The sequence below is a fragment of the Brevibacillus sp. FSL K6-2834 genome (assembly GCF_038592925.1).
Taxonomy (GTDB): domain Bacteria; phylum Bacillota; class Bacilli; order Brevibacillales; family Brevibacillaceae; genus Brevibacillus; species Brevibacillus borstelensis.
Genome location: NZ_CP151945.1, coordinates 1,442,560 through 1,458,446, shown reverse-complemented (window position 1 = coordinate 1,458,446; position 15,887 = coordinate 1,442,560). Strand labels below are relative to the sequence as shown.

15 protein-coding genes and 1 riboswitch are annotated in these 15,887 nt (G+C 53.2%); of the genes, 8 read left to right on the top strand and 7 right to left on the bottom strand.

The annotated features are described in order from the left end of the window. Positions 1–221 precede the first annotated feature (221 nt). A riboswitch (cobalamin riboswitch) is annotated at positions 222–442 on the bottom strand. 178 nt (positions 443–620) lie between these two features. From NST96_RS07320 to NST96_RS07290, 7 genes are all read left to right on the top strand, one after another. Beyond that, positions 621–1,328: a M15 family metallopeptidase gene (locus tag NST96_RS07320; protein ID WP_227277603.1), complete on the top strand. Its 708-nt coding sequence runs from the start codon at positions 621–623 to the stop codon at positions 1,326–1,328. A 69-nt stretch (positions 1,329–1,397) separates the two neighbouring features. Next, entirely contained in the window at positions 1,398–3,011 is a 1,614-nt protein-coding gene (locus tag NST96_RS07315) for an ABC transporter substrate-binding protein (protein ID WP_003388126.1), read from the top strand. Between the two features lie 27 nt (positions 3,012–3,038). Then, positions 3,039–4,043: an ABC transporter permease gene (locus tag NST96_RS07310; RefSeq protein WP_003388127.1), complete on the top strand. Its 1,005-nt coding sequence runs from the start codon at positions 3,039–3,041 to the stop codon at positions 4,041–4,043. Positions 4,044–4,054: 11 nt separating this feature from the next. Continuing rightward, on the top strand, positions 4,055–4,936 hold the full coding sequence (locus NST96_RS07305) for an ABC transporter permease subunit (protein ID WP_003388128.1): 882 nt from the start codon (positions 4,055–4,057) through the stop codon (positions 4,934–4,936). Between the two features lie 12 nt (positions 4,937–4,948). Beyond that, positions 4,949–5,923, top strand: coding sequence for an ABC transporter ATP-binding protein (locus tag NST96_RS07300; RefSeq protein ID WP_031932185.1), 975 nt, complete (start codon positions 4,949–4,951; stop codon positions 5,921–5,923). A 6-nt stretch (positions 5,924–5,929) separates the two neighbouring features. Next, positions 5,930–6,724, top strand: a complete 795-nt coding sequence (locus tag NST96_RS07295; protein ID WP_122958619.1) for an ATP-binding cassette domain-containing protein — start codon at positions 5,930–5,932, stop codon at positions 6,722–6,724. Between the two features lie 54 nt (positions 6,725–6,778). Beyond that, entirely contained in the window at positions 6,779–7,309 is a 531-nt protein-coding gene (locus NST96_RS07290; RefSeq protein WP_003388131.1) for a cupin domain-containing protein, read from the top strand. A 168-nt stretch (positions 7,310–7,477) separates the two neighbouring features. Here the strand turns inward: NST96_RS07290 and NST96_RS07285 are convergent, their stop codons facing one another. From NST96_RS07285 to NST96_RS07275, 3 genes are all read right to left on the bottom strand, one after another. Beyond that, positions 7,478–9,016 carry an MDR family MFS transporter gene (locus NST96_RS07285; protein ID WP_003388133.1) on the bottom strand — a complete coding sequence of 513 codons (1,539 nt, stop codon included), beginning with the start codon at positions 9,014–9,016 and terminating at the stop codon, positions 7,478–7,480. 178 nt (positions 9,017–9,194) lie between these two features. Continuing rightward, positions 9,195–9,878, bottom strand: a complete 684-nt coding sequence (locus NST96_RS07280; RefSeq protein ID WP_024983481.1) for a hypothetical protein — start codon at positions 9,876–9,878, stop codon at positions 9,195–9,197. Between the two features lie 118 nt (positions 9,879–9,996). Further along, positions 9,997–10,566 (bottom strand): FAD-dependent oxidoreductase, encoded by a 570-nt coding sequence (locus NST96_RS07275; protein ID WP_003388135.1) that lies wholly within the window; start codon positions 10,564–10,566, stop codon positions 9,997–9,999. Positions 10,567–10,771: 205 nt separating this feature from the next. Between NST96_RS07275 and NST96_RS07270 the strand changes: the two genes are divergently transcribed. Next, on the top strand, positions 10,772–11,377 hold the full coding sequence (locus NST96_RS07270) for a TetR/AcrR family transcriptional regulator (protein WP_003388136.1): 606 nt from the start codon (positions 10,772–10,774) through the stop codon (positions 11,375–11,377). Between the two features lie 337 nt (positions 11,378–11,714). On the opposite strand, the gene cyoD is transcribed toward NST96_RS07270, so the two are convergent. Genes cyoD through qoxA form a run of 4 tightly spaced genes read right to left on the bottom strand, consistent with a single transcriptional unit; the run spans position 11,715 to position 15,658 of the window. Next, positions 11,715–12,026, bottom strand: a complete 312-nt coding sequence (gene cyoD, locus NST96_RS07265; RefSeq protein WP_003388137.1) for a cytochrome o ubiquinol oxidase subunit IV — start codon at positions 12,024–12,026, stop codon at positions 11,715–11,717. Between the two features lies 1 nt (position 12,027). Continuing rightward, positions 12,028–12,648 carry a cytochrome o ubiquinol oxidase subunit III gene (cyoC, locus tag NST96_RS07260; protein WP_003388138.1) on the bottom strand — a complete coding sequence of 207 codons (621 nt, stop codon included), beginning with the start codon at positions 12,646–12,648 and terminating at the stop codon, positions 12,028–12,030. Continuing rightward, complete coding sequence (locus NST96_RS07255) at positions 12,648–14,618, bottom strand: cbb3-type cytochrome c oxidase subunit I (RefSeq protein WP_003388139.1); 1,971 nt, start codon at positions 14,616–14,618, stop codon at positions 12,648–12,650. Before NST96_RS07255 ends, cyoC begins: the two co-directional genes overlap by 1 nt. Positions 14,619–14,641: 23 nt before the next feature. After that, positions 14,642–15,658, bottom strand: coding sequence for a cytochrome aa3 quinol oxidase subunit II (qoxA, locus tag NST96_RS07250; protein WP_251255160.1), 1,017 nt, complete (start codon positions 15,656–15,658; stop codon positions 14,642–14,644). Between the last annotated feature and the right edge of the window lie 229 nt (positions 15,659–15,887).

The window sequence follows — 15,887 nt, the reverse complement described above, 5'->3', positions numbered from 1 at the left end:
AACAGCCCCTCCTTCGTTCTGCGCAATCCTTTTGAACATACAAAGCCACTCGGGCAAATCTCCGGGTGAAACGCGAAACTGCCGCCTGCTTTTCCAGGGGAGTACACGCCAACCTTCCGAAAAGTATAAAAAAACGCCTTGTTCCCTTTGGAAAACAAAGGGAGACAAAGCGCGGACAGTTCGCTACAACGATCCACCTCTTCCTTTGACCCGAAGGAAATCAGTGCTCAGGCAAGACAGGCAGGTCTCCTGGCTCGAGAATCGCTGCTTTCCTTCTCCTTCCCGTCCCCGACCCGGGGCAGTGGATGGCAAAATGCCTTGAAGGAAAACTCCTCTCTTACAGTGGCGGGACCGCGTTGGATTTTCACCAAACTTCCCTTTTAACTTCGCTTCCCGCGGCGTGCACCGTGCAGGAAGCAAAGACCTGTTTGCGCGATATGGAAATGTTCAGCCAGCCAAAGACTGGCGCTTGCTATCATCATAACAAAAGTGGGCACGGATAGAAAGAACAAGCTGATCATCGAGTTTTATTCAACAAATGAAAATTAAATGCAGTTTACTAAAGTTTTGTTCTTTGCTAGGATGATGGAAAACATATCCACAAACAGGAGGTGGTCCAGATGAAACAGGATCTCCCGATTCCTCCGGAGCGGCCACATCTCTACGTACAGCCTCTCCTTGAAGAATGCGGCGAAGCGATGCTCCCCCTCTCCAGCTTGTCCGAAAAAATTACGGTCTGGCCGATGTACTACAAGCAAGGCTACGACGGAACCACTCCCGAAGCGTACTTGCGAAAAAGCGCCGCTCTCCGCCTGGTCCAAGCAGCCGAACGCTTGCCCGACGGCTATCGCTTCGTCGTATTTGACGGCTGGCGCTCCTACCAGGTGCAAAGCTCTCTCTATGAAAGATTCAAGCAAACACTGCTCAAGCAGGGCTGGGAAGAAGGCGAGGCGCTTCAGGCCGAACTGAGCAAATTTGTCGCCGTCCCCAGCAAGGATGTGCAAAAGCCATCGCCCCATTTGTCCGGTGGAGCAGTAGACCTGACGATCGAAGGCCCCGATGGGTGGCTCGACATGGGAACAGAGTTTGACGATTTCAGCGAACGGGCCTCTACCCGATTCTATGAAAACGCTCTCAGCCCTGATGAACAGGCGAAAACGATCCGCGCCAACAGACGTCTTCTGTATCACCTGATGACCGAGGCCGGTTTCGTCAATTACCCCAAAGAGTGGTGGCATTACGAATACGGCACGCTTTCCTGGGCACGGCAAACTACTGGACAAGCCATGTACGGGGGAATCTTGGAAATTGATAGCGAAAATAGTTGAATAACCTCAATTTTTGCAATATATTAAAAATATATTAAATTTATAACAAAATGTTGGGGGTTGATCTCTTTGAAGCGCAGATGGTCATTCGTCCTCACCAGCCTGGTTCTCGCTGTTTCCATGCTCGTTGCCGCTTGCGGCACACCGGCGAACCAGCCTCAAGCTCAGAACAACTCGCCGGAATCGCCGGCAAAAACCGAGCCGACCGCACCGAAGACGTCAGCAGACACACTGTTCGTCGCGATCAACGCGGATCAAGGCACGCTCGATCCCGCCGTCACCTTTGACAACGCCGCATGGAAAATCACTTATCCCACCTACGAACGTCTCGTCGAATACGACGGGGAGTCCACAGAGGTCAAGCCCGGTCTCGCCAAGGAATGGAAAGTGAGCGAAGACGGCCTTACCTGGACCTTTACACTGGAAGAAGGACATAAGTTTGCCGACGGTACTCCGGTCACGGCAGAAGCCGTCAAGTTCACCTTCGACCGCACGCTCGCCATCAAGAAAGGCCCGGCTGACGTATACAGCGTGATCAAAGAAGTCAAAGTCGATTCGCCGACACAGGTTACCTTCGTTCTCTCCAAAAACTTCCCGCCATTCCTCTCGACTCTCGCAGCCAACTACGGCGGCATCGTCAATCCGAAGGTAAAAGAAGAAGAACAAAACGGCGATCTGGGCCAAAACTTCCTCGCAAACAACACGATGGGCAGCGGCCCGTACAAGCTCGAAGAATGGAAAAAAGGCGAATATCTCAAGCTCACCGTCAACCCGCACTCCACAGTGAAACCCGCATTCCAAACCGTATACTTCAAAATCGTTCCGGATGCGACAGCTCAGCGCCTGCAGTTGGAACAGGGCGAGATTGACATCGCCGAAGGCATCCCCAATGAACAATTGAAAGCCGTCAAAGAATTGCCCAACGTAGAAGTCCTGCAAAAACCGAGCCTGTTCGTCGACTACGTGTACGTAAACTCCTCCAAAGGCAACGAAGCGCTCAAAAACCCGAAGGTTCGCCAGGCGTTAAGCTACGCGATCGACTATGACGCCCTGACCGAATCCGTGCAGGAAGGCTACGCTACGCAAATGCGCGGTCCAATTCCAAAAGGTCTGTGGGGGCATGATGAATCTGCCCATCAGTACAAGCGCGATGTGGAAAAAGCCAAAGCGCTCCTGGCGGAAGCAGGCGTCTCCAACCTGACCCTCGATCTGCTGTATTCCGACAACAAACCGTGGTGGGAGACAGAAGCACTCACCCTGCAGGCATTTTTCGCCGACATCGGGGTAAAGCTCAATCTCAAAAAGATCGCCTACGCCACGTCCCGCGAAATGATTGACGCCGGCGAATTCGACCTCGCTCTTGGCGTTTGGAGCCCGGACTTCGGCGACCCGTACATGTTCATGAACTACTGGTTTGACTCCGTCAACTTCGGTCTGGCCGGAAACCGCGCCTTCTATAAAAACGACAAAGTGGACGAGCTGGTGCGCAAAGCCGCATCGATCAACGACAAGGCAGAGCGCGAGAAGCTGTACAAGGAAGCGCAGAAGATCGTCATTGATGAAGCGCCTTACCTTTATCTGTATCAAAAGGACTTCCTCCTGCCGGTCAGCAAAAACGTCAAAGGCTTCGTCTACAACCCGATGCTGGAGGGCATTTACAACCTGGCGGAGATGTCTAAATAACGCCTTGAATAAAGGAGTGCTTTCCTCATGAAACAGATCATCCTGAAACGTCTCGCCATGCTGGTGCTGGTGCTCCTCGGGGTCACATTGATCACCTTTTTCCTCTCTCATGTGATCCCGGGAGATCCGGCGCGGATGATGGTGGGACAGCGCGCCAGTGAGGAAACACTGCAAGAAGTTCGTCGCCAATTGGGCCTGGACCAGCCGGTCTGGGTCCAATATCTTACCTACATGAAAGGGCTTTTTGCAGGTGACTTTGGCACCTCGATTCGCACGCAGCAGCCTGTCGTCCATGATCTGATCGCCTTTTTCCCTGCAACGCTGGAGCTGGCCATCACCGCTTTTATTATCGCGATCGCCATCGGAATACCGCTGGGCGTCCTGTCCGCCGTGAAAAAGGACACTGGATGGGACCACTCCAGCCGCTTTTTCTCCATCGCGGGAATCTCTACACCCGTGTTCTGGAGCGGCCTCGTCGGCATCCTGATCTTTTACAAGTTTCTCGGGGCGCTGCCATCCAGCGGCAGGCTGGACCTGACTGTCCCGGCTCCGACCAAAATTACCGGCCTTTACCTGTTTGACAGCCTGCTCACGGGCAATTGGGCCGCATTTAAAAACAGCTTGTGGCATCTGATCCTGCCTGCCTTTACGCTGGCATTTGCTCAGCTGGCAATCGTCACCCGCCAGGTCCGCTCCAGCATGCTGGAGGTACTCGGACAGGATTACATTCGGACCGCGCTGGCCAACGGCATCCACGGCCCTGTCCTTTTGATCCGCTACGCCTTGCGAAATGCGCTGATCCCGACGATTACCGTCGTAGGTCTTTCCTTTGGCTCGCTGCTTGGCGGAGCAGTCGTGACGGAAACGATTTTCAGCTGGCCCGGCATGGGGAAATACGTCGTCGACTCGATTGCGTTTCTCGACTTCCCGGCGATGATGGGCTTCACTTTTGTCATATCTTTCGGGTACGTCGTGATCAACCTGCTGGTTGACCTCACTTACTACGTACTAGACCCGCAAATCAAGGAATAGGAGGGGCCACCATGTCCAGTCTATCGGCAAAAGCGGATACTGCTGCCCAGCCGTCCCGTAAGGTAAACCCCTTTTGGTTCCGGATCCGGCAGAGCCCGCTCACCTTGTTTGGCTTGTTTCTGCTCGTCATGCTGCTGCTCTTGTCCGTGTGCGCGCCGCTCATCTCCCCGCATGACCCGACCAAGATCAATATCCCGGAGCGGTTCTCCCCTCCGTCCGCTGCTCACTGGTTCGGAACAGATGAAGTGGGACGCGATATTTTTACGCGCATTCTGTACGGCGCTCGCCTGTCGCTCGGCGTTGGCGTAGCGGTCGTTCTCTCGGCGGGTCTGGTCGGAACGGTCATCGGGGCGATCTCCGGATACTTCGGCGGCCGCGTCGACCAGATCATCATGCGGATGATGGATATCGTCCTCGCGTTTCCTTCGCTCGTGCTGGCGATGGCGGTGGCCGCTGTTCTCGGCCCCAACCTCCAGAACGCCATGCTGGCCATTGCCATCATCAAGATACCTGTCTACGTCCGGCTGGCCCGTGCGGAAACACTGGCTCTGCGGGAAAAGCTGTATGTCAAAGCGGCTGTCACCTTCGGCATCAAGCCCTGGCGGATCATTACCCGCCACATTATTCCCAATGCCGTCTCCCCCGTGATCATCCAGGTCACGCTGGATATCGGCGATGCCATCCTGCTCGTCGCAACACTCGGCTTCCTCGGCCTGGGCGCTCAGCCTCCTACGCCGGAATGGGGCGCGATGATCAGTATCGGCTGGAAATACCTGCTTGATTATTGGTGGTATCCCACCTTCCCTGGGCTTGCCCTATTCCTCGCCTCGTGCGGGTTTAATCTGATCGGCGATGGCATTCGGGACATCCTCGATCCGAAAGCCAACCGATAGGGAGAGATACCTATGCTTCTTACAATCAAAGACCTGTCTGTCGAATTTTCCTCGATGCAGCAGACCGTCAAAGCGCTGAACCACGTCTCTTTTTCCATCGACCAGGGGGAAATTGTCGGCATCGTGGGAGAATCCGGCTCGGGCAAGTCGGTTACGGCGCTAACCATTCTCGGGCTGCTGGATAACAATGCGACGATCAAAAACGGAGAAATTCTTTATAAAGGAAGAAACGTCCTGCAGCTTCACAAAAAGGAGCAGCAATCCCTTCGGGGCAAGCAGATCGGCATGATCTTCCAGGAGCCGATGACGGCCCTCCACCCGACGATGCGGATCGGGGATCAACTGGCCAAGGTCATTCACCGGCACCGTGAGATCGCCTACAAGGAAGCTTACCGGCAAGCCGTCCTCAGCCTGGCGGAGGTAAAGATCAACGAGCCGGAGCTGGTCGCACGGAAGTACCCGTTTGAACTGAGCGGCGGCATGCGCCAGCGGGTCGTGATCGCGCTGGCGATGTCGGCGCCACCTGACTTGTTGATCGCCGACGAGCCGACTACAGCGCTGGACGTGACCATCCAGCATGAAATTCTCAAGCTGATGAAGGAGCTGGCTGAAAAACGCGGCACGTCCATCATGCTGATCACCCACGATCTCGGTGTCGTTGCCGAGGTATGCCAGCGGGTCGTCGTCATGTATGCGGGTGAAGTGGTTGAAACGGGAACGACCGATGAAGTACTCGCTCATCCCGTTCATCCGTACACACGCGCCCTGATCGGAGCCCTGCCAGACCTCGCTTCCCCTGATCAGCCGCTGCATGCGATCCCGGGGGAGTCTCCCGATCTGCGGAATTTGCCGTCCGGCTGCGTTTTCGCGCCGCGCTGCGACCGTGCCTTGCCGCTCTGCCGCGAGGACCATCCTGTTTTGGAGCCGGTACCGGGCTCGCGAGACGCATCGACAGGTACACATCAAGTCGCTTGCTGGGTGAGGTGATTACATATGGAAGCACTGCTGCAGCTTTCCGGCGTCAGCAAGCAATACGGGAAGGGAAGCCAACTGTTTCACGCTGTCTCTGACGCCGCTTTTTCGATCTATCCCGGTGAGACGTTTGGCCTGATTGGCGAATCCGGTTCCGGCAAAAGCACGCTGGGAAAAATGGTAACAGGACTGGAATACCCGACTTCCGGGTCCCTTCTGTACCAAGGAAGTCCGCTTTGGAACGGGAAAAAATTCAACAGAAGGAAGCCTGGCGAGATGCAGATCGTCTTTCAGGACCCGCAGTCCTCTCTCGATCCGCGGATGAAGGTTCAAGACATCATACTCGAGCCGCTGTGGGCCCTGCCTGCCGATGAACGGAGGCAAAAGGGCAGCACGGAACGATTGCACGCCCTGATCGCACGGGTAGGCCTCAAGCCGGAGCATCTGCCGCGCTATCCCCACGAATTCAGCGGAGGCCAGCGCCAGCGAATCGCCATCGCACGGGCCCTGATTACCGATCCGACGTTCGTTATCTTGGACGAACCCACCTCGGCTCTGGACGTTTCCGTTCAGGCGCATGTCCTCAATTTATTGAAGGAGTTAAAGCGCGAACGGGGCCTCACCTATCTCTTCATCTCGCACAACATGGCGGTCATTCGCTACATGTGCGACCGGATGGCCGTCATGCAGAAGGGAAGAATTGTGGAGACGGGAACCGTTGAAGACATTTTTAAGCATCCGCAGGAAGCCTACACGAAGACCTTGTTGTCGTCCCTTCCAAGCCTGCACAAGGAAAACGCCTCTCTTCACGCATGAATGAAGAACACATGAGCCAACAGACTAGCTTGCATAGCAAAGAAGGTCGATACCATGTTCAACGGAGCGGAACTTAGAGAAATCCGCAAACAAAAACAGCTGACCCTGCAAAATCTTGCCAATCGGACCGGTCTCAGCATGAGCCTGCTTTCCCAAATCGAACGCGGCCTGGTCGATCCCACCGTAGGAACGTTTTGGAAAATCTGCTCCGCTCTCGATGTACCGATCAATCATTTTTTCAAGGCAAAGGATGACGAAGAACCTGTCATCCGACGCGATCAGCACAAGATCATTCAGTTGAAGAACACTCACGTCAAGTATCACGTACTCACGCCCATACAGGCCGGAAAAATCGAATTCCTGCTGATCGAAATCGAGCCCGGGGAGACACTGGAGCAGGAGCAGATTTCCCACTCCGGAGAAGAGTGCGGCTTCATTCTCAAGGGCGAGCTGAAGGTGCTGCTCGCCGATCGCGAGTACCATCTGTACGAAGGCGACAGCATCGGTTTCAACAGCTCGTCGCCCCATCGGTTTATCAACCCTGGAAACTCTGTCTCCCTGGCGATTTGGGCACGGGCTACGTAGGTTTCCTTCGACACCAGAACAACGTCCGTCTGATCAAAAAAGCTCCGGGGCCAGCTTGCAGCCTCGGAGCTTTTTACCGTCGTTTATCGTCGTTTATCGCTTAATCGGAAGGAATAAATACAAGAGTGATGCGTCTGTCTCCATGCGGAGATCTCGCCTCTCCCCCGACTATGTACGATCCCCGGCAGGCTTGGGCGACTTCGCCTGCCCAACGGGAGCTGCCACCCGCTCATTTCCCATCATCAGGATAAACAGAACGGCCAGAATGGCGGGGACCAGCGCCCAAAGAAAGGTATGGGCGATGGAGCTTGCCAGCGTGTCCGTTATTTTTTCCAAAACGGGAGCCGGAATTTGTGCTCTTGTCTCCGGCGATAGAATAGCTCTCGGATCGGAGAGTGACCCGCCTGGAATCGCACCGCCATTTCCCGCAAGAGCAGTGCTCAAGCCACTCTCAAACAAATTTCGCTGAATGATGCCAAAAATCGTGATCCCCAGCGTCATCCCGAGCGAACGGAAAAAGGAGTTGGTCGACGAGGCAGATCCTCGCTGCCGCATGTCAAAATTGTGAATCGCCGCCATCCCCAGGACGGAAAAAGAGAACCCGACGCCAAAGCCGGTAAGAATCATATAAATCGTTACCATGACGCGCGAGGTTTCCGGCGAGAGCGTTCCGAGCAAAAGAAGCCCCGGAACGAAAAACACGGCTGAGATCAGCATGATGTTGCGGAAGCTCGTCTTGGTCGTGAGCAGCCCTCCGACCTGGCTGCCGGCAACAGAGCCGAGCATCATCGGCGTGAGCAGCAGGCCGGAGTTGGTCGCGCTCCCGCCAAATACGCCTTGAATAAAGATCGGAATGTAGATGGTCGCAATGATAAACGCCGAGCCGTACAGGAGCGCCACGCCGTTGCTCGCGGCAAACAAACGCTTTCTGAACATGGCAAACGAGATGATCGGTTCCGCTGCCTTCCGCTCAACCGCGATAAAGGCGGCAAACAGGATCACAAACACAGCGAACAACGCGATGATCTGAACCGAATCCCATGCGTACTGATTGCCGCCAAGCTCCAGAGCAAACATCAAGCTGACGACGGCACCGACCAGGGTTATCGCACCCCACCAGTCAATGCTTTGCTTGTTGTGCGCCAGCGACTCCTTGTAGTGCAGACTGATAAAAAGCAGGGACAATAGCCCGATCGGCACATTGATGTAAAAGACCCAATGCCAGCCGAAATACTCCGTTATGTATGCTCCAAGCAGCGGACCAAAGACACTGGATGTACCGAAGACAGCTCCGAACAGTCCGGTCATCTTTCCCCGTTTTTCCGGCGGGAAAATATCAAAAATGATGGTGAAGGCAATCGGCATCAGCGCGCCTCCGCCAATCCCCTGGATCGCCCGGTATACACTCAGCTCGATCATGCTGCCCGCTGTCCCGCACAGGATGGAGCCCAGCAAAAAGACGGCAAGGCCAAAAATGTAAAACCGTTTGCGTCCGTACATGTCGGACAGCTTTCCGAAGATCGGCATCCCCGCCATCGTGGCTACCATATAAGCGGAGGTCACCCAGACGAACTTGTCCATTCCCCCCATCTCGGACACTATCGTCCCCATGGCTGTAGCCACAATCGTATTGTCCATCGATGCCATCAGCAGACCGAGCAGGAGCCCGGCTACGACAAATCCCGTTTTGCTTTCTTTGGCAATCACGCCGCACCCCTCCTATTTCCATGCTTGCCCACGAATTATATTGTAATCCAGGCCAACGAGTTGTTATGAAAAGATTGATAAAAAAACAGCGCACATGACATGGCGCTGTAAAAGGAAGACCGCTGGACCGCTCAGGCCCCGAGATGCGGTTAACCCGTCATTCTCATCAGCCTGGCGATCAGCGGGGATTGCTGTAATGCGTAGTTACAGACGGTTGAAAGCCAGCCTGCTGGCTCTGATACATTTTGTATCCGGCTTCCGATATCGGTTCCACCATCGGCTTGATCTCTCCGGTGTACACATTTTTGGAGAACGGCATATTAAAGGTCCGCACCCCATCGCTTTTGCGCATGATAGACCCATCCGAGAGCTCGACCCAATTGCTTCGCTGACTGCCGTAATCGACTACATAAACGCCCTCGTCCGTGTAAAACGGAGCGTTATAGCCAGGAGAAGCTTCCGGCTGTTGCTGCGTCTGTACCTTTGGTGCCGGTGTTTTCTTTGCTGCCTGTTTTTTCGGCTGCGTCTTTTTTCTCGCAGTTGCAGTCTGAGTGGCCTTCTTGGCCGGAGACTTGGAGGCCGCCGACTGGGCCGTTTGCTTCTGTTCCCCCGCCCCTGCAGATTGCAATTGAGGGGAAGCAGCGGTATTTTCTCTAGCTGCGAACTGCTGAAAAGCGACCTCGGTCTTTTTCGGGTCTTGGTTGGAAAAATCCGTCCCTGCCGCTGTCGCCTGCACGCGAGATTCGGCCTTTGGCTCCGCTGCCTTTGTCCCCGCCGATACCGACTTGATCAGCGCAGGCCAAATGTACGCATTGAGGCCAAGCAAGGCCACCATCAATGTAATCCCCAGGACTTTTTTCATTTCGTATTCAGCTCCGTAAGTAACCTGATCTATGTAGCAAATGGTTCTGCCCAAATCAATAATGACTTCAGAACTATTATACAAGAAAAAGGTGCCTGGGGAAGCAAGAAATGGCTGATTAATTTGTCTTCAATATATCGTGGTCGACGTAGCGCTCGCCGTTCAGCTCGCTGATGACATTGATCGCTACCTTGGCTCCGTCGCCTGCGGTGATAATCGTGTGGACGCTGGCTCCCGCGCATGTCCCGGCAGCCCAAAATCCGGGTACGTTGGTCTTCCCTGCCGCATCTGCGTCGATGACTGTTTTGATCCGGGGTTCGGTGCCAGGCTTTGTCGCCACGCCTGCTTTTTCCGCCAGTTCGACCAGTACGCCGGTGGCGAGGATGACATGCTTGGCTTCATATGTCGCGTTTTCTCCTGCGGCAATCACAAAACCATCGCCTGATTTGGAAATATCAGTTACTTGGGCAGCGACCAGCTCAGCGCCGAAGTGCGCCGCTTGCTTTTTCCCCAGCTCTACCATGTCCGGTCCGGTAATTCCCTCTACTCCGTAGTGATTCTCAATCCAAGCCCGTTTGGTCATGCTTTTGTCATTGTCGAGAAGCAAAGTGCTCTTTCCCGCCTTGGCTGCAAAAAGCGCTGCGCTTGCCCCGGCTGGACCTGCTCCAATAATGGCGATATCGTACATAATGTCAACACACCCTTTCTGGACTTCTTTTAATCAACTTAATTATATAATAAGTAACAAAAATAGAAACCATTTTTTACAGTTTGCCCGCGGTTTTTCAATCTTACCATCAGCAGTCTCCATTCTTGACGCCTGCTCCGCAGTAGTGATAAAAATAACTGGTAAGTTACTTTTCTCGTCGCTTTTGTTTGGGAGGGAACCAAGGATGGAAACACAAGAACGAAACAGGACCGCAAAAGGCGAGGCCAGCAGACAGCGGCTGCTTGCTGCCGCGACTGCCCAGTTTGCCCGCAAAGGCTACCACCATACCAAAGTCAGCGACATCGTCAAAGCCGCCGGATTGACCCAGGCTGCTTTTTATCTCTATTTTCCGAGCAAGGAAGCCATCTTTACAGAGCTGGTGGACAGCTTTCGGATGAAGCTGGCAACGCTCGCCCAATCAGCCGGAAAAGTGGCGTCGCTCGCTCCGGGAGAAGCAGCCAGGCAAATCAAAGAAAATCTGCGGGACGTCTTTGCCTTTCTGCAATCCGAGCCCGAACTGACCCGGATCGCCTGGTTTGAGTCTCCAGACGCAAAAGAAATGAAGGAAAAAGTAATCGCGCTATTGAGCGCCCACATCCTGAACAATCAGCAAGCCGGCCATATTCGCAAAGAGCTGGTCCCCGAAGTGGCCGCCTGCTGCATCGTCGGCATGATTGACCAGTTGACCGAGCGATGGATCGTGACCGGGGAGAAACAGCCGGAGCAGTTGACGGAAGAAATGTCCGAGCTGCTGCTTTACGGCGTACTTGCTCCCTATCAAAGCAGGTGACGCTTCATCCGACTTCTAGCTTGCACATGTTCATACAGTTGACAATGCATCCCGATAGCTAGTCTATACCCGATCATCCGGTTGACTGCATCCGACAATCTGCAGTCGTTCATCCAGATCACGTAAGATTCATATTCGCAATCCAGTCGGAATATCCAAAGAAAAAGTCCCGGGCTTTTCATCCTTTTCTTCCCCGAATTACTTTAAAAATAAGACGCTTCTCCCCACTACGGCCACTTTCCAATCCTTCTTTTAAAATGAATCGTTCTCCGTATGCAAAAAAGCGCTCCCCTTAATCGGGAAGCGCTTTGCTATGCTCTTGGTTCACTTTCGAACCTTAGTACTTGTTGAACGTCATGATCCAGATAGAACCGGCAACGATCGTAAACACGATCACCAGCCCCAGGATCAGGGTTTGCACATTGTATCGCGGCTTTTCTCCCTCTCTGATATGCATGAAGAAGAATAGCTGCACAATAAATTGCAAGATGGCCATCACCATGATCGTGATCACGAGTGCCGTTTTTTCAAGCATGTGGTTCATAACCAGCACGAGCGGGATAATGGTCAGCACAATCGACAAGATAAAGCCGATCACATACGATTTGAGCGATCCATGATTGTGGTTGTCATGGTTTTCATGATGCATCCTACATCACCCCCAACAGGTAGACGACCGTGAACAGGAAGATCCACACGACGTCCAGGAAGTGCCAGTACAAGCTCAGGTTGGTCACTTTGCGGCGGGTAACCGGCGTAATCCCGCGGCGGGCGAGCTGGATCATGATCGCCACCATCCAGAACAAACCTACCGAGACGTGCAGACCGTGCGTACCGACCAGCGTATAGAACGCGGAGAGGAACGCACTGGTGGAAATGGTCGCACCTTCATGCACCATGTGCACAAATTCGGTAACCTCCAGCGCGATAAAGCCCAAGCCGAGCAGCGCTGTTACAACCAGCCAGCCAATCAGCTTTTTCACGTTTCCTTTGTTCATTGCCAGAACAGCCAAACCGCTGGTGAAGCTGCTGGTCAACAGGATAAAGGTTTCCGCGATGACACCCGGCATTTGAAACAGTTCCTTTGGTGTCGGGCCACCAGCGTAGTTGTGCATCAGCACCGCATAGGTGGCAAACAGCGTACCAAACAAGATACAGTCGGTTACAACGAATATCCAGAAACCAAGTACTTTGAGCTGCTCATGATCTTCATGACCATGATCGTGGTCGTGCCCGTGACTATGGTCGTGATGTTTTGCCACTTGTTGCATTATACAACCCTCCCCAGTGAAGCCTCCGTGCTGCGCACTTCATCCACCGGTACGTAATAATCCGTATCATATTGGAAGGAACGCGCCCACATCGACAGGGCCACGCCAATAAATCCAATCACGGCCATCCATACCCAGCCGAACGTAAAGCCAAATCCGACCAAGAACCAGAAGCAGGACATGATAAACGGAATACCCGAGTTTTTCGGCATATGGATCGGTTCCAGATGCACAGGCTCTTTTTTATAGGTGCCGTTTGCCATCGCTTGTTTTGTATGCCACCAGTCGTCCGCTTCTTTTACCTCAGGAACGACGGCGAAGTTGTAAAACGGTGCCGGGGACGGAATAGACCATTCCAGCGTGCGTCCGTTCCACGGATCGCCTGTTGTGTCGCGTTCACCGTGCTTGATGCTGTAGACGATCTGCCATACTTGGAAGATGAAGCCGATCCCCATCAGGAACGCCCCGACGGTGGAAATCAGGTTGAGGTCAGCCCAACCGCGGTCCCATCCATACGTGTAATAGCGACGGGTCATACCCATGAAACCAAGCGCGTATTGCGGCATGAAGCAAACGTAGAAACCGATATTCCAGAACCAGAAGCCCCATTTTCCGAGCTTCTCGTCAAGCTTGAAGCCGAACAGTTTTGGCCACCAGTAGTAGATACCTGCCAGGTAACCGAACACAACCCCACCGATCAACACTTGGTGGAAGTGAGCAATCAAGAAGTAGCTGTTGTGGTACTGATAGTCCGCTGGAGCGACAGCCAGCATAACCCCGGTTGCTCCCCCTACGAGGAAGCAAGGAATAAACGCGATCGTCCACAGCATCGGCTGTTTGAACGAAATCCGTCCGCGGAACATGGTGAACAGCCAGTTGAACACCTTCACCCCGGTCGGAATCGCGATGACCATCGTCGATATCGCAAAGAACGCGATAACGCTTGCGCTCGTACCCATCGTAAAGAAGTGGTGAGCCCAGGTGAAGAACGATGCGATCGCAATCGTCATCAAGGCTGCCACCATGGATTTGTAGCCAAAGACTGTTTTCTTCGAGAACGTAGCCACGACCTCAGAGAAGATACCGAAGGCCGGCACGACCACGATGTATACTTCCGGGTGACCCCACATCCAGATCAGGTTGAGGTACATCATCGGATTACCGCCGCCGTCCATAGTGAAGAAGTGGGCACCTGCAAAGCGGTCGAGGAACAGCAGCGCCAGTGTTACGGTCAAAATCGGGAAAGCAAAGATAATCATGATACAACTGGACAGTACGGACCAGCTAAACAACGGCATTTTCATCAACTTCATGCCAGGAGCGCGCATTTTCAAAATGGTCACGATGAAGTTAATCCCCGTGGCCAAACTACCGATACCGGAGATCTGTATCCCCCATATCCAGAAGTTCTGCCCCGGCCCCGGACTGAAATCATTTTCCGAAAGCGGCGGGTAAGACAGCCAGCCGGCATCCGGGGAGCCCCCGATGACGAACGACAGGTTGAACAGCATCGCACCCAGCATGAACAGCCAGAAGCTGACTGCGTTCAGAAACGGATAGGCAACGTCCCGCGCGCCAAGCTGCAGCGGAACGACCATGTTGAACAAACCGAACATCATCGGCATCGCCATGAACAAAATCATGATCGTACCGTGTGTCGTAAAGATGGCATTATAGTGATCGGAGTGCAAAAACTCCACATTCGGGAATGCCAGCTGCAGACGCATCAGGATGGCGTCAACCCCGCCCCGGAACAGCATCAGCAGAGAGGCGATCAGGTACATGATCCCGATTCGCTTATGGTCGACCGTGGTCAGCCATTCGCGCCACAGCCAGCCCCATTTTTTATACTTGGTCAGAACGAAGACGATCGCGACCACGGTGAGTGCGATGGAAACGTCCGCGCCGTAGATCAGTGGATCACCTGTTACAAAGAACGTGGATGCAAACTCCTTTATGTTTTCCCACACTTGGTATTCCTCCTCCCTCTCAACTAGTGGTTGTGATGATGGGTTTCTGTCGAAGAAGCCTCATCTGTCTTGTTGCCCGATTCCTGCCCGGTTGCAGGCATCGGTTTTTTCATGACATAGTCCATGTCATGTCCATGGCTGTGTTTCATGACGATTTCTTCAAACAACCCTTCAGGGAATGCAGAATACGTCTTTTTATCCGTCAAGCCAGGCTTTCTCAACTCTTCGTAATCTTCCTTCGTCATAACAGGTGTCGTGTTCTTCACCTGCTGCACCCATTTGTCAAACTCTTCCTGCGGTTTGGCCTCTACCTTGAATTCCATATGAGCGAACCCTTCTCCAGTAAAGTTGGCTCCTCTGCCATAGAACTCGCCAGGCTTATCCGCTTGCAGGTACAGCTCGGTCGCCATCCCGGACATCGCATAAATCTGGCCGCCAAGCTCCGGTACCCAGAAGGAGTTCATAGGACCGTCCGCCGACAATTGAAATTGAACAGGTACGCCAGCAGGAATTTCCAGATAGTTCACTGTTGCGATGTTTTGTTCAGGATAAGTAAACATCCATTTCCAGTTCAAAGAAGTAACCTGAATGGTCATCGGCTTCACAGCCTGATTCGGCGATTCTTTCAACGCGTAAGTATCCCGCACCGTGAAATATCCCAGGATCGCAATAATGATGACCGGAATACCCCACCAAATAACCTCAAGGGTTGTACTGTGTGCCCAATCCGGCTTGTATGGCGCTTTATTGTCCTTGGTATCCCGATATCGATAGACGATAAAAGCAGTAAGCGCAAGAACCGGAATGATGATGATCGCGCACAATATCACGGAAATCATAATGAGATTGTACTGCGTCTCTGCGACAGGCCCTTTCGGATTCAGGACAACGTAATCGCTTCCGCATCCCGACAACAGGACGCTGGCGATAATCGCCATTAACCAGAAGCCCATCTGACGAAACGTCTTCGCTCTGTTCATTTCTTCTACCCCTTCCTCGTTCGCCACAGAAAAGGAAACGATCGTCCCCAATTTGTTCACATGAATTAAACTTTTCTTCGCCTTCACATACTAACAGACAGAACGATTTTCCGCAGTGGGTTTTTGACACCGTTCAACATTCTGTCTTTATTTTGTTACAAAGTGTTCAAGAAGGGTTCACGAGTTGATCATAATATTGTTATCGATCTCCTGCATTGGATTTGATCTGCCAAAAATGGTCATGTTTTCAGTGAAACTAAAAAAAAAGCGGATGCTGCCGCTGTGGCAA

Bases quoted from the DNA above. Each gene is read 5' to 3' on its own strand.
- NST96_RS07300 (WP_031932185.1), top strand. From the start codon at position 4,949: ATGCTTCTTACAATCAAAGACCTGTCTGTCGAATTTTCCTCGATGCAG.
- cyoC (WP_003388138.1), bottom strand. From the start codon at position 12,648: ATGCAACAAGTGGCAAAACATCACGACCATAGTCACGGGCACGACCAC.
- NST96_RS07275 (WP_003388135.1), bottom strand. From the start codon at position 10,566: ATGTACGATATCGCCATTATTGGAGCAGGTCCAGCCGGGGCAAGCGCA.
- NST96_RS07270 (WP_003388136.1), top strand. From the start codon at position 10,772: ATGGAAACACAAGAACGAAACAGGACCGCAAAAGGCGAGGCCAGCAGA.
- NST96_RS07305 (WP_003388128.1), top strand. From the start codon at position 4,055: ATGTCCAGTCTATCGGCAAAAGCGGATACTGCTGCCCAGCCGTCCCGT.
- NST96_RS07295 (WP_122958619.1), top strand. From the start codon at position 5,930: ATGGAAGCACTGCTGCAGCTTTCCGGCGTCAGCAAGCAATACGGGAAG.
- NST96_RS07290 (WP_003388131.1), top strand. From the start codon at position 6,779: ATGTTCAACGGAGCGGAACTTAGAGAAATCCGCAAACAAAAACAGCTG.
- NST96_RS07310 (WP_003388127.1), top strand. From the start codon at position 3,039: ATGAAACAGATCATCCTGAAACGTCTCGCCATGCTGGTGCTGGTGCTC.
- cyoD (WP_003388137.1), bottom strand. From the start codon at position 12,026: ATGCATCATGAAAACCATGACAACCACAATCATGGATCGCTCAAATCG.
- NST96_RS07280 (WP_024983481.1), bottom strand. From the start codon at position 9,878: ATGAAAAAAGTCCTGGGGATTACATTGATGGTGGCCTTGCTTGGCCTC.
- NST96_RS07320 (WP_227277603.1), top strand. From the start codon at position 621: ATGAAACAGGATCTCCCGATTCCTCCGGAGCGGCCACATCTCTACGTA.